The organism is Colwellia sp. (genome assembly GCF_013215345.1).
In the GTDB taxonomy this organism is placed as follows: domain Bacteria; phylum Pseudomonadota; class Gammaproteobacteria; order Enterobacterales; family Alteromonadaceae; genus Colwellia.
The window spans coordinates 17,209-29,985 of record NZ_JABSOV010000015.1; the positions used below are offsets into that span (position 1 = coordinate 17,209).

Genomic DNA, 12,777 nt, shown 5'->3' on the forward strand with positions numbered 1-12,777 from the left:
TACCCTTATTGATATTGTGCTTCATCTACCGACGGCTCTTTCGCCAAAGTCAGCTGTTGCCAGCCTCGAGTAACAATAGTTAAGGGTAGGGAGCTTTGCTTAGCGGACAAATAGATATATTCATTTGAGAGCTGCTTAATGACAAACGCCTGCTGTTGATAACCTTCAGCTTCAGTCGAATTACTAACTAGCACCATAATTAAGGCCCGACCTTGGCTATCAACACTATTAAGCGCCTCAATAGGTAAACGATAAGCAAGGATGTCGGTAGTAATGTCAGTTATGACATGGGCTAGTTGACCGACAATAATTTGATTGGCGGCTATATCTTCTAACAGTACTTCAATAGTAAACAAATGACTTTTTTGATCGGCAATAGCCGGAATTTTGCTGACAGTGCCCGAGGATACTCCAAATTGCGCTAAATTGACCTTCATATTTTGCTTTAATGTAACTAAATTAACTTCCGCTGCGGTTAGCGCCACACGAACCACTAAGTTGTTTTTTATAGCAGCTATTTGTAATGCACTTTGGTTTGGGTTTTGTAACTCACCTAACTCGGTAAATCGGTTTAATACTACGCCATCAAAAGGAGCTAACAATTGCGCTTTAGCGAGGTTATATAAAGCCACTTTATGGCTGGCACGTGTCGTTATCAATAACGTTTTAGCATCATCTAATGCTTGCTGAGAGCTCAAGTTTTTACTCAGTAAAGTATTTATGCGCTTAACATCTCGCTTTGCTTGTAATAAATGCGCATAACTAGAGTGTTTATCCGCTATTAGCTCAGCAGTATCAAGTTGTGCAAGCAATTGACCTTTACTAAATCTTTCACCTTCATCAATGTTAAGTTCTTCCAAGTAACCACTGCTTTTAAAAGATAGGTTTAGCGTTCGCTTAAAGGCTAACTTACCGGTACGGTTAATATGCTTAACAATAGGCTCAACTTTAAGGGTTTTAGTTTCAATCGCTTGCCCATAAACAGGCGTCATTAATGACGTACTGACGATAAACAAACTTATCAGTAACATTGGGGCTATTCGTGATGAAAGTAACCCGAAAATACGTGGTTTCATTTTGGTAATACAACCGAAAGTTTAATAGGGTATTCATAACTTTAGGCAGTTTTTTAACTAAAGTACATAAGTTTTATAAATATAGGGGATTAGTGATAAGTAAAGCTAACGACTAATGAGATATTTTCGACAACTTAACTAGACAAGCATATTGATAAATTATAGTATTTGCCGCGCATTCCTTGAGGTAATATTAAACTTAGTATATTCCTCAACAAACCACCCGTAGCTCAGCTGGATAGAGCGCGCCCCTCCGGAGGGCGAGGTCACAGGTTCGACTCCTGTCGGGTGGACCATTTATTTAAAGTAAAAACCTTGCTGATTGCTTTAATAGTCAATACTTCATTGAGCTGAAAACTAAATACTTGGCAATGCCCAGCATATATCCCTTATCTTAAAATTGTCCAATTCTAGGTCTATCATCCTAAATTTATTGCTATAAAGGATGACTTAAACGCTTTATATCCACTTTGTAAAAATCTAATTGAGTAAATACTATTTTTTTCATTCGGTATATAAGTCATTGATACCAAGCTTTGTATTGTTCCCATAGGCTACTTTACGATTGGAGTAATAGCTTGAGTGTCAAAGTTATAAAAATGAAATTGGTGTGAGTTAGCGTAATAATGTTGAAAGAAAATTAATAACTAAGATACTCTTTGGCAATAGTCATCATTTTCTTCGACATATATTTGGGCTTGGGCAATAGAGCCAAAATAATAGTTAAGTAATTTGCTACGTTTATCGCGAATAGTGATAGGGATATCGAGTTGTTGAACAACATCAAGCCAGGTTTTAACGAGAGTTAATGGCGGTAGTTCTTGCATAATTTCATCCTTGAAAGTAATAACAATAGATACTTTACGTTAAAAATTTGTTAATTCAAAGCTGGTATCTGCTATTTGTCACTTTTTATACACTTTCATTTTAAAGCACTGTTGAAAATAATATCTTAAACTAGCATAAACACTCAGCTGATAAGCACGAAGCTCAGAGCCAAAAGTATATTCATTATTTGGTACATCCGCGCTAACAGAGATAAGCTGAGAGGCCAACCACGTTAGCACAGTGATAATATAATGCTGACGATAAAGATATACACCAGCCTTCTGATAGGGCGCTTGAGTGGCAAGTTCATGGTAATCATCAGTGTTATTGCTACCAGCACCATTATAGTGGTACTCGATCATCACAATAACATATTCATTTAACGCATAGCCTGAGGGTAGGGTATTAGCCGAAATACCTGCTAGAGTTTTGTGAACGAAATAGTTCATCCATTTTTTCAGTAATACTGCGGCATCGTCATCGGCTAACTAAGTAAAAAAAACAGTGAAGATAGCCCTGATATAAGCAACTTCAACATAGAATAATCCCTAAGAGTATTTACTATACCCATAATACTTCAAGATTCTAGTTTGATGCTCAAGGCGCATTTTTTTTATTAAGAGTGGTTTTCTTAAAAACATATTATACGTTATTGTTTTCTGTATGGAGATAACCATTCTATTCAATCAACGCCTTGCCTAAAGGTGTTTATTAAACAATATATTTAACACAAAAAAAACCAGCACTAGGCTGGTTTCTAATATTGGAAATTTAACGATATAACATTAATTAATTTTAGCTAAAATATCTTCAAGCTTTTCTAAATTAGCATAAGAAATAACTAATTTTCCTTTGCCTTTTTTATTGTGACTAATAGCGACTTTAGCGCCAAGTTTGTCTGCTAAGACTTGTTCCAACTCTACGGTCTCAATGGCTTTTTCAACTTTTTCTTTTATCGCAACTGGATTTTGAATCTTCTTAATTAGGCTCTCGGTTTCTCTTACCGTTAACTCTTTAGTCGCTACTATTTGTGCTGCTGACGTTTGCTCATCACCTTCCAATGCTAATAAAGCACGGGCATGGCCCATATCAATATCACCATTTTCCAAAAAGGTTTTTACTTCTTCGTTTAAGTTATTTAAACGCAATAAGTTACTGACTGTAGTGCGTGATTTACCAATGGCTAAAGCAACTTCCTGATGGGTTAAATCAAACTCAGTTAATAAGCGTTCTAACGCGATAGCTTCTTCCATGGCATTAAGATCTTCACGCTGAATATTCTCAATTAAGGCTATCGCTACTGCTGATTCATCCGGTACGTTTTTAATTAAACAAGGGACAATATCAAGCTGAGCCAATTTAGCGGCACGCCAGCGACGTTCACCAGCAATAATTTCATATTGATCATCTGCAACTAAACGCACAACAATTGGTTGAATAATGCCTTGTGCTTGAATCGATAATGATAATTCTTCTAAGGCCGTATCCGACATATCACGACGCGGTTGATATTTACCGGGAACAAGTGAGGTGATGGCAATTTTTTGAAACTCATTATCGCTGGTGATTACCTTTGGACTTTCTTGCGCTGTATCTGTTGGTGCAGCTGGAATCGCTGTTGATAATAAAGCATCAAGTCCGCGACCTAAGCGACTAACGCCTTTACGTTTTGCTGTACTCATAATTTTCCTTTGCGCTAATTGGCGACACTGGCGGTAGCTTTCTGAGCTTTTTTCGCTGCATCATTTTTACGTAACACTTCACCAGCTAGGGCTAAATAGGCTTTAGCGCCGGTTGATGATTTATCATAATACATAGCTGGCGTTCCAAAACTCGGAGCTTCAGCTAAACGAACATTTCGAGGGATAACACTACGATAAACTTTATCACCAAAATGGCGTTTTAATTGCTCAGATACATCATTTGCTAAACGATTACGTGGATCATACATAGTGCGAAGTATGCCCTCAATATGTAATTTATCATTCACTACGGACGTTAACTTAGTGATGGTATCCATTAGGGCTGTTAAGCCTTCTAACGCATAGTACTCACATTGCATTGGCACTAAAACAGAGTCAGCAGCCGTCATAGCATTAACTGTCAGCATATTTAGTGATGGCGGGCAGTCAATAATAATAAAATCATAGTAGTCTTTTACTGGCGCTAGGGCGCTTTTTAATCGCTGTTCTCGGGCAAAAACACCCATCAATTTGATTTCTGCGGCAGTAACATCGGCATTGGCTGAAATTAAATGATAAAGACCTGAGGTTTCTTTAATGACAACCTGTTCAACACTCTGCTCTTCAACCAGTAATTCATAACAGGTGGCATGAACATTGTACTTATCAACACCACTGGCCATGGTGGCATTGCCTTGCGGATCTAAATCAATTAATAAAACTTTGCGTTTTGTCGCCGCCAACGAGGCAGCCAAATTAACCGCGGTTGTAGTTTTACCCACACCACCTTTTTGGTTTGCAATTGCTATTATTTTTCCCACAAGCGCCTCTATTTATATTTTGTTGCTAGTGCAATTTCTTCAAGACCAGTACATGGCGTTCACCAACCAAGTCAGGTACGATAATTTTATGACTGTCTACTAAAGTAATATTTTCAGGTAATTGGCTGATCTCATCCTGAGGATATTGGCCTTTCAGTGCAAAAAATCGTCCTTGCTCCGTGGTTATTAAATGCTGGCACCAGCTTACCATATCATTAAGAGAAGAAAAGGCGCGACTCAAGACACCATCAAAAGGCTGCTCGCCTTGATAGTCTTCAACTCTTGCCTTCACTGGTGTAACATTAGTGAGCTTTAACTGAAAAACCGCTTGTCTAAGAAAGGTAATACGCTTGCCTAAACTGTCTAATAAGACAAAATTTCTTTCTGGATACAAAATAGCCAGTGGTATGCCCGGTAAACCAGGACCAGTACCAACATCGATAAAGTTTTCACCAATAAGTACTTCACCGACCATTAAGCTATCCATAATATGTTTGATTAACATATCACTAGGATCGCGAACTGAAGTAAGGTTGTAGGCTTTATTCCATTTGTTGAGTAGCTCAACGTATTGAATAAGTAAATCGATTTGCTGTTGAGAGACGACAAGCTGCGTTTTACTGATCAGTGTCGTTAATTGTTGTGTTAAATTCATTTTTATTTAGACCAGCTGACTAATTTAAAAAGTTAGTCAGCTGGCCCCTAGCTATTGCTTTTAGCCTAATTTGCGTAAAAGACCGTGTTTTTTTAAGTAAACTAATAATAACGAAATTGCCGCCGGAGTAATACCAGAAATTCGCGAAGCTTTACCAATAGTTTCCGGACGAGCATCTGTTAGCTTAGCAACAACCTCATTAGAAAGGCCTGAAATTTGCTTATAATCAAAATCTATTGGAATCAAAGTATCTTCATTACGCTTTTTCTTGGCTATTTCGTCTAGTTGACGATCAATATAGCCAGCATATTTTGTTTGAATCTCAATCTGCTCAGACGCTTGTTTATCAGCTGCTGCCGGACCTAAACCTTCAATTTTCATCAGATCGTCATATTTTACTTCTGGACGACGGATCAAATCTTCTAAACTGGCTTCTTTACTCATCGGCGATTTTAACAAGGCATTGATCTGATCAATATTCTGATGATCCTTTTGAATCCAGGTAGATCGTAAACGTTGACGCTCAAGCTCAATATTTTCCATTTTTTCATTAAATCGTTGCCAACGAGCATCATCAACTAAACCGACTTTACGACCTAACTCGGTTAAGCGAATATCAGCATTGTCTTCACGCAACAATAAACGGTATTCAGCACGCGAGGTAAACATGCGATACGGTTCTTTAGTGCCTAAGGTCGCTAAATCATCAATTAATACACCCACGTAAGCTTGGTCACGACCGAGAATAAATTCATCACGCTCTTTCACTCTATTGGCAGCATTGGTTGCGGCAATAAGCCCTTGAGCGGCAGCTTCTTCATAGCCGGTAGTACCATTAATTTGACCGGCAAAATATAAGTTTTGTACAAACTTACTTTCTAAACTCTGTTTTAAATCACGAGGATCGAAGTAGTCATACTCTATGGCGTAACCCGGACGGGTAATAAAAGCGTTTTCAAAGCCCTTAATTGAACGTACTAAATCAATTTGCACGTCAAAAGGTAAGCTGGTTGAAATACCATTTGGGTAGACTTCATGGGTAGTTAAGCCTTCAGGCTCAACAAATATTTGATGTGAGTTTTTATCAGCAAAACGAGTGATCTTGTCTTCAATTGATGGACAGTACCTTGGGCCAACACCTTCAATTACGCCGGTATACATAGGCGATCTATCTAGACCATCTCGAATAATCTGATGTGTTTTCTCGTTGGTATGAGTAATATAACAGGATATTTGCTCAGGATGATCCTCGCGAGATCCCATAAAAGAAAAAACAGGACGTGGTGTATCACCAGGTTGCTCTTCCATCACTGAAAAATCTAATGATCTTGCATCAAGCCTTGGTGGAGTGCCTGTTTTTAAACGATCCATTCTAAACGGCATATCACGCATTTTTTCTGCGAGATTAACACTGGCAGGATCACCTGCTCGACCACCTTGATAATTATTTAAACCAATATGAATCAGTCCTGAAAGGAAAGTACCAACGGTAAGTACCACTGTTTTGGCTTTAAATTTAAGACCCATTTGTGTCGATATACCAACAACACGATCGTTTTCAAGGATCAAGTCATCACAAGGTTGTTGGAAAATAGTTAAATTCTCTTGGTTTTCCAATACGTTTCGAACATATGATCGATATAAAATTCGATCCGCCTGAGCACGAGTGGCTCTCACTGCTGGACCCTTACTTGAATTTAAGGTTCTAAATTGAATGGCGCTATGATCAATGGCCGTTGCCATTAAACCACCGAGAGCATCAATTTCTTTAACAAGATGCCCTTTGCCAATACCACCAATGGCTGGATTACAAGACATTTGGCCTAGAGTGTCAATGTTATGAGTTAACAGCAACGTTTTGCAGCCCATACGTGCTGCCGCAAGTGAGGCTTCGGTTCCCGCATGACCACCACCAACAACGATTACGTCATAAGACTCTTGATACCACATAAAATCACAATCCTGCTTGGTTAAAATTAGTTAAAGTTTTTATTTAAAAGCGCATGGCAAAATTTGCATCACTCAAAAATTATGGAACGTATTTTAACGCTTTTTTCTCTTCATGGATACGATCAAATTCGTAAAAAGATCGGGGTGGATCTTTAATATATATAAAGAGATCTTTATAAAGATCTTATTATTATTACTTATTATGATCATCTTTTTCTGTGGGTAAGTACTTTTTTCTTATATTTATTAATGAGTAACACCAATGATAACCTTGTGATCAAGCTTTGATCAACAGGCAAATAAGCTTTGATCAAAAGTGCTAGTTATCCACAGGTATATTAAAATCCAATTTAATCCACTGAATAATAATAGAAAAATAACCGGTTATTCACTGTTTTATCCACAATGGTAAAAAATAAGATCGTAAACTGTTAATAACTTATGGGTAACTGATCGTACTAGATCGAAAGTAGATCTTTATTTGTACGGATCCACTGCGGAGCAAGCTCTTCTGGATCAATGTCTTCAGACATATCGAAGGTTTTAATGGGTGTTATTTCTATGCAACCTTTTGAAATCATTAGTTTTGATATTTCAATCGCAGCTTTGCAGAAAGTATCATAGCTAGAATCTCCGATCCCTATGGTCAAAAAACTAACCGTGGATAGATCTTGATCACAATTACTTAGATCACTGGCAAATTGCTTGATGTTGTCAGGGTAGTCACCAGCACCATGTGTTGAGGTACAAATGATCCAAAGAGGGTTTTTGTCGGAATTACTGTGTTTTTTTTGTTCGTTAATGCTCGGGAAAGTATTATTGAGGATGCTTTTAAGATCAGGTTTAAGGTGAATATCAACCTTATGATCAAGATCATTTAGGGTTTCTTCACAGGCTTCAGCAACATATTCTGTGCCACCAAGCATACTGCCAACAATGATTTGAATGGAGCTCATAGGGGTCTCTTTATAGCGATAATATATAGGCAGTTATTGTATTACTTCAGCACAGATAAACAATAATCAATGTATAGATAAGCTTAAATAGTAGGGAAAGTAGGGCACTTAAACCGCTATTTTGTGCATTTTTTAGTGTGCTATAGGCTGTTATAACCCGTTATTACTGCCAAAAAGGCCGTAAATAACGGGATAAATCATTATTATTAAGCGCTTCAATAGCGATAATACGGACTATATAATTATTATATATGAAAGAAATTATGTGCAGTTATCGAGTCGCAGGTAAGATCCCAAAGGGCGAATACCTAATAAAAGGTAAAGTCTTACAGACTGCGTTATTGATTTTGATAAGGACGCTGTATGGAAGCAGCTTAAGAGATAATGCAGGAGCATATTCACCTGAATAGCCATGATCAAAATCTATGCCTTGCTTCTAAGCCTTTTAAAGCTCGCTGAATGGGAAGAGACTTATTGAAATTGGTATAAATAACGGACGGTTTATTGCTGGACGGATAGATATTTTGCCATTACTAACAGTAATTAGTTAGTCAGTGAGAACAGGGGGATTGAGTTGCGTTGAAGTCTAGGAGGAGTAGTAGAGGAAAATAATACCTCTACTACTAAACAAATAAGTCCATTATTTACCAATACAAAAAGAGCTGAAAATTTTACCTAGCAAATCATCACTGGTGAATTCACCAGTGATTTGATCCAACTCTTGCTGACAAATACGCAACTCTTCTGCCAATATCTCACCGGCAACGTAAGATTCAAGTTGCTCTAATCCGACAAGTAAATGTTGATGAGTATTCTCTAGCGCTACTAAATGGCGTCTTCTTGCCATAAAGCCACCTTCGGTACTACCTTGGTAACCCATAATCGTTTTTAAGTGCTCTTTTAGGCTGTTAACGCCATCACCAGTTTTAGCTGATAAGGTAATTATGGCGTGCTGCGTGCCATCGGTATCGGTAAACTCGCTAAAACCTGTTTCAGTATTATTCACGTCGGCTTTATTTCTGATCAGCGTAAGCCCCGTGTTTTCTGGTAGTTTGGCAAAAAACTCAGGATAGTAATCTTTTATATCTTGTTCATCTTCTAAGACACTATGATCTTCACTAGCATCAACCATTAATAACACGCGATCAGCTTTTTCTATTTCTTGCCAAGCTCGCTCAATGCCTATTTTCTCAACCACATCATCACTATCTCGTAATCCTGCGGTGTCGATAATATGTAATGGCATGCCATCAATATGAATTTGCTCGGCCAACACATCACGGGTAGTACCGGCAATATCGGTAACTATCGCTGTTTGTTTACCACTTAAGGCATTTAGTAAACTTGATTTACCGGCATTTGGACGACCGGCAATCACTACGCGCATACCCTCACGAATAATACTGCCTTGTTGTGCTTGCTTACGAACATCTTCTACCTTGCTGATAATAGTCTTTAAATCAGTAACTATTTTTTTATCGGCAAGAAAGTCAATTTCTTCTTCCGGAAAGTCTATGGCAGCTTCAACATACATGCGTAGGTGAATAATACTTTCAACCATTTCATGCACTAGTTTTGAAAAATCACCTTGTAAAGAGTGTAGGGCAGAGCGAGCTGCTTGCTCAGAACTAGAGTTAATTAAATCAGCGATGGCTTCAGCTTGAGTTAAATCAAGTTTGTCATTCAAAAAAGCTTGTTCGCTGAACTCTCCAGGCTTAGCCATAATGACTTTCGGAAGTGCAAGAATTGCTTTAAGTAGCATATCTAATATAACCGGACCACCATGACCTTGAAACTCAATAACATCTTCGCCGGTAAATGAATGTGGTGCTTTGAAAAACAGTGCTATACCTTGATCTAATATCTGTGTTGTATCAGATGAATTGCCATCTGTGAAGGGCAGGTATTCAGCTTTTCTGACCTCAGGTACTTTACCTAAAATAGCTTGCGCAACATTTTTGGCTTCCGGCCCAGATACTCTAATTATACCTACGCCACCACGGCCAGGTGCGGTTGCTTGAGCGGCGATTGTCGTTGTGTGAGAAATTGATGTCATGGCTAGGTAATTAATTTGAGCTGTTGAATACGGGTATTTTACTTTATTTCAAAATTAATACCAATTCTTGCTGAGTGGCAATTGATTTTAATGCTCTAAAATAAAAAAGGCGATTACTGTTAAACAGTAATCGCCTTTTTATTTATTAGTTTTTTTTTAAAAATACCGAGGTTAAGCAGCTTTTTCTGCTTTTTTCTTGGCTATGCCAGCAAAGATAATTTTCATTTGCGCAATTGAAATCAAGTTACTTACTAACCAATAAAGTACTAAACCTGATGGGAACCAAGCCATAAATATTGAGAATACTACCGGCATGTATTGCATGATTTTTTGCTGCATTGGATCTTGAATGGTCATCGGCTGCATTTTTTGCATAACATACATACTTGCACCCATTAGCACAGGTAATACAAAGTAAGGGTCCATTGCTGATAAATCTTGTATCCAGAAGAAAAACGGCGCATGACGTAGTTCAACACTTTCTAAGAATACCCAGTAAAGCGCTAAGAAAATTGGCATTTGTAGTAATAATGGTAAGCAACCGCCGGCAGGGTTTACCTTTTCCTTACGATACATTTCCATGGTGGCTTGTGACATCTTTTGTCTGTCATCGCCAAAGCGTTCTTTTAGCTGCGCCATTTTAGGTGCTAAATCGCGCATTTTAGCCATTGAGGTATATTGCGCTTTAGTTAATGGGTACATACCACCTTTTACAATTAAGGTGATGATAATAATAGCCACACCCCAGTTAGTAACAAAGCTCTGGATAGTTAGTAGTAACCAGAATAATGGTTGGCTGATCATAAATAAGAAACCATAATCTATGGTTAAGTCTAAGTTATCTGCTATTTTCTCTAGGACTTCTTGATCTTTAGGACCAACATAAAATATTGCAGAAGTTGAACCTTGTTGACCGGCATCAATAATAACGGCTGGAGCTTTAAAGCCGATTACCGCTTCAAAGTTGTTACTGTAACTGGTATAAATTTGGTTACTCTCTTCAGCCTTAGGCACCCAAGCAGAAACGAAGTAATGTTCAAGCATAGCAACCCAACCACCAACGGTTGCTTTAGTTAAGTTAGCGTCTTGAATATCATCAAAGTCATATTTCTCGTAACGCTCTTCAGTGGTTGAATAAGCAGCGCCACGGTAGGTTGGCAACATGCCACCACCAGTGTCGACCATGGTAGATTGCTTAAGTTGACCATACATTTGTACCGAGAGACTATTTGCTGTGTTGTTATCGATGATGTATTCAACATTAACGCTGTAGCTATTTTTATTAAAGGTAAAACGTTTAGTTACCGTCATACCGCTAACATCGTTAAAAACTAAATCAATGATTAAGCTATCATTGATTAATTCATAATCGGTTTGCGCAGTGGTATAAATTGGGCGACCTTTAATAAGACGGTCAATACCATTAGCACCGGTTAAACCACTTTGAGCAATATATTTTTGATTGCCATTCTGCATAACGGTAAATGGAATACCATTGCCTTGCTCGGTATCGTACTTAAGTAATTTTACTTCTACGATATCACCACCTTGACTATTAATTTTTAAGGTGAATGTGTCTGTGGTCACATTGATTAATTTGGCAGAAGTCTCGCTTGATTTTACCGAACTTATTTGTGCATCTGATGATTCAGGCACGAAGTCTGCGTTAGCATTTTGACCAGACTGATTTTGGCTAATACTTGTTGGTACAGCTATTGGGGCGTTTTGTTCCTGCCATTGACTAAACAGTAAGTAGGTAACAACCATAAGCGCAATAAAAAGTAGACTGCGTTGGGATTCCATAAAATTTACTTCTCTTCTTTGTGATGGCAGGGGAAATTCCCTTGCATAAATTAAATATGATAAGTGTGCGGCATTTTAATATACGTTAGCTTGATAACCAACACTCTTTTAGTCGAGCGGGCTATTTATTCTTTTTATCTAGTGGTACAGGATCTTCGCCGCCTTCATTGAGCGGATGACATCTTAATATACGTTTGCTTGCTAACCAACCACCTTTTATCACACCAAAGCGATTAATTGCTTCAGTAGCGTAGGCAGAGCAGCTTGGAGTGAATCGACAATTAGGACCTAGTAACGGGCTAATAAAGCGTTGATAGCCTTTTATTCCGGTAATTACTAGCTTTTGTGGCGTTGAATTATTTTTCGCCATATCTTCTCTAATTCTTGATTTATCGTATTGTTATCAAGTTGATCAATGCCTGACTTTACCATAACGACTATATCGATAGCAGGTAAATCATGTTGATTAAGACGGAAGCTTTCTCTGATTTGCCTTTTTATGCGATTTCGTTGTACAGCAAGTTTTACGCGTTTTTTGGCAATAGCTAAGCCTAAACGGTTTTTGGCAACTGAATTATTTTTATCAGAGACGAGAGTATGAGGTTTTAGTGTTACTAATAATGTAAAGTGGCGAGAGCCAAAACGGACAGGTTTAGAAAAAACTGTCTGAAAATGACCGGGAGTCAACAAACGTGACTCCCGATTAAATTTGTAAGTAGCCATAGTCTGACTACCTTATATCAAAAATTGTAAACAAGGTTTGATATTATGCGCTAAGGCTTGCACGGCCTTTGGCACGGCGACGAGCTATAACAGCACGGCCGTTTTTAGTTGCCATGCGAGCACGGAATCCGTGGTTACGCTTACGCTTTAGTATGCTAGGTTGAAATGTTCTTTTCATTACGCTAATCCGTCGGTTGTTGTTGCCCTGGCGAAAAAGCCTTTTGAGC

General features: G+C 38.2%; 13 protein-coding genes and 1 tRNA gene. 1 reads left to right on the forward strand and 13 read right to left on the reverse strand.

Going from position 1 to position 12,777, the window contains the following annotated elements; genetic code table 11:
- Positions 1-5: 5 nt before the first annotated feature.
- On the reverse strand, positions 6-1,031 hold the full coding sequence (locus HRT50_RS03075) for an efflux RND transporter periplasmic adaptor subunit (protein WP_291611213.1): 1,026 nt from the start codon (positions 1,029-1,031) through the stop codon (positions 6-8).
- A 264-nt stretch (positions 1,032-1,295) separates the two neighbouring features.
- Here HRT50_RS03075 and HRT50_RS03080 point away from each other — a divergent pair.
- Positions 1,296-1,372 (forward strand) — tRNA-Arg (locus HRT50_RS03080).
- A gap of 351 nt (positions 1,373-1,723) precedes the next feature.
- Here the strand turns inward: HRT50_RS03080 and HRT50_RS03085 are convergent.
- From HRT50_RS03085 to rpmH, 12 genes are all read right to left on the reverse strand, one after another.
- On the reverse strand, positions 1,724-1,903 hold the full coding sequence (locus tag HRT50_RS03085) for a hypothetical protein (RefSeq protein ID WP_291611214.1): 180 nt from the start codon (positions 1,901-1,903) through the stop codon (positions 1,724-1,726).
- Between the two features lie 78 nt (positions 1,904-1,981).
- Positions 1,982-2,353: a hypothetical protein gene (locus HRT50_RS03090; RefSeq protein ID WP_291611216.1), complete on the reverse strand. Its 372-nt coding sequence runs from the start codon at positions 2,351-2,353 to the stop codon at positions 1,982-1,984.
- Between the two features lie 336 nt (positions 2,354-2,689).
- Positions 2,690-3,586, reverse strand: a complete 897-nt coding sequence (locus tag HRT50_RS03095) for a ParB/RepB/Spo0J family partition protein (RefSeq protein ID WP_291611218.1) — start codon at positions 3,584-3,586, stop codon at positions 2,690-2,692.
- Between the two features lie 14 nt (positions 3,587-3,600).
- On the reverse strand, positions 3,601-4,407 hold the full coding sequence (locus tag HRT50_RS03100; protein ID WP_291611220.1) for a ParA family protein: 807 nt from the start codon (positions 4,405-4,407) through the stop codon (positions 3,601-3,603).
- Positions 4,408-4,432: 25 nt separating this feature from the next.
- Positions 4,433-5,062 (reverse strand): 16S rRNA (guanine(527)-N(7))-methyltransferase RsmG, encoded by a 630-nt coding sequence (gene rsmG / locus HRT50_RS03105; protein WP_291611222.1) that lies wholly within the window; start codon positions 5,060-5,062, stop codon positions 4,433-4,435.
- Between the two features lie 60 nt (positions 5,063-5,122).
- Entirely contained in the window at positions 5,123-7,012 is a 1,890-nt protein-coding gene (mnmG, locus tag HRT50_RS03110; RefSeq protein ID WP_291611224.1) for a tRNA uridine-5-carboxymethylaminomethyl(34) synthesis enzyme MnmG, read from the reverse strand.
- A 458-nt stretch (positions 7,013-7,470) separates the two neighbouring features.
- On the reverse strand, positions 7,471-7,968 hold the full coding sequence (locus HRT50_RS03115; protein ID WP_291611226.1) for a flavodoxin domain-containing protein: 498 nt from the start codon (positions 7,966-7,968) through the stop codon (positions 7,471-7,473).
- A 640-nt stretch (positions 7,969-8,608) separates the two neighbouring features.
- Positions 8,609-10,024, reverse strand: coding sequence for a tRNA uridine-5-carboxymethylaminomethyl(34) synthesis GTPase MnmE (gene mnmE, locus HRT50_RS03120; RefSeq protein WP_291611228.1), 1,416 nt, complete (start codon positions 10,022-10,024; stop codon positions 8,609-8,611).
- 171 nt (positions 10,025-10,195) lie between these two features.
- A complete protein-coding gene (gene yidC / locus HRT50_RS03125) occupies positions 10,196-11,827 on the reverse strand; it encodes a membrane protein insertase YidC (protein ID WP_291611230.1) in 1,632 nt (543 codons plus the stop codon).
- A gap of 121 nt (positions 11,828-11,948) precedes the next feature.
- Positions 11,949-12,197, reverse strand: coding sequence for a membrane protein insertion efficiency factor YidD (gene yidD, locus HRT50_RS03130; protein ID WP_291611232.1), 249 nt, complete (start codon positions 12,195-12,197; stop codon positions 11,949-11,951).
- Positions 12,164-12,550 carry a ribonuclease P protein component gene (gene rnpA, locus HRT50_RS03135; protein ID WP_291611234.1) on the reverse strand — a complete coding sequence of 129 codons (387 nt, stop codon included), beginning with the start codon at positions 12,548-12,550 and terminating at the stop codon, positions 12,164-12,166. The genes yidD and rnpA overlap by 34 nt, the downstream gene beginning before the upstream one ends.
- 43 nt (positions 12,551-12,593) lie before the next feature.
- Positions 12,594-12,728 (reverse strand): 50S ribosomal protein L34, encoded by a 135-nt coding sequence (rpmH, locus tag HRT50_RS03140; RefSeq protein ID WP_019028786.1) that lies wholly within the window; start codon positions 12,726-12,728, stop codon positions 12,594-12,596.
- Positions 12,729-12,777 lie beyond the last annotated feature (49 nt).

Bases quoted from the DNA above. Each gene is read 5' to 3' on its own strand.
- HRT50_RS03075 (WP_291611213.1), bottom strand. From the start codon at position 1,031: ATGTTACTGATAAGTTTGTTTATCGTCAGTACGTCATTAATGACGCCT.
- HRT50_RS03085 (WP_291611214.1), bottom strand. From the start codon at position 1,903: ATGCAAGAACTACCGCCATTAACTCTCGTTAAAACCTGGCTTGATGTT.
- HRT50_RS03090 (WP_291611216.1), bottom strand. From the start codon at position 2,353: ATGAACTATTTCGTTCACAAAACTCTAGCAGGTATTTCGGCTAATACC.
- HRT50_RS03095 (WP_291611218.1), bottom strand. From the start codon at position 3,586: ATGAGTACAGCAAAACGTAAAGGCGTTAGTCGCTTAGGTCGCGGACTT.
- rsmG (WP_291611222.1), bottom strand. From the start codon at position 5,062: ATGAATTTAACACAACAATTAACGACACTGATCAGTAAAACGCAGCTT.
- mnmG (WP_291611224.1), bottom strand. From the start codon at position 7,012: ATGTGGTATCAAGAGTCTTATGACGTAATCGTTGTTGGTGGTGGTCAT.
- HRT50_RS03115 (WP_291611226.1), bottom strand. From the start codon at position 7,968: ATGAGCTCCATTCAAATCATTGTTGGCAGTATGCTTGGTGGCACAGAA.
- mnmE (WP_291611228.1), bottom strand. From the start codon at position 10,024: ATGACATCAATTTCTCACACAACGACAATCGCCGCTCAAGCAACCGCA.
- yidC (WP_291611230.1), bottom strand. From the start codon at position 11,827: ATGGAATCCCAACGCAGTCTACTTTTTATTGCGCTTATGGTTGTTACC.
- yidD (WP_291611232.1), bottom strand. From the start codon at position 12,197: ATGGCGAAAAATAATTCAACGCCACAAAAGCTAGTAATTACCGGAATA.
- rnpA (WP_291611234.1), bottom strand. From the start codon at position 12,550: ATGGCTACTTACAAATTTAATCGGGAGTCACGTTTGTTGACTCCCGGT.
- rpmH (WP_019028786.1), bottom strand. From the start codon at position 12,728: ATGAAAAGAACATTTCAACCTAGCATACTAAAGCGTAAGCGTAACCAC.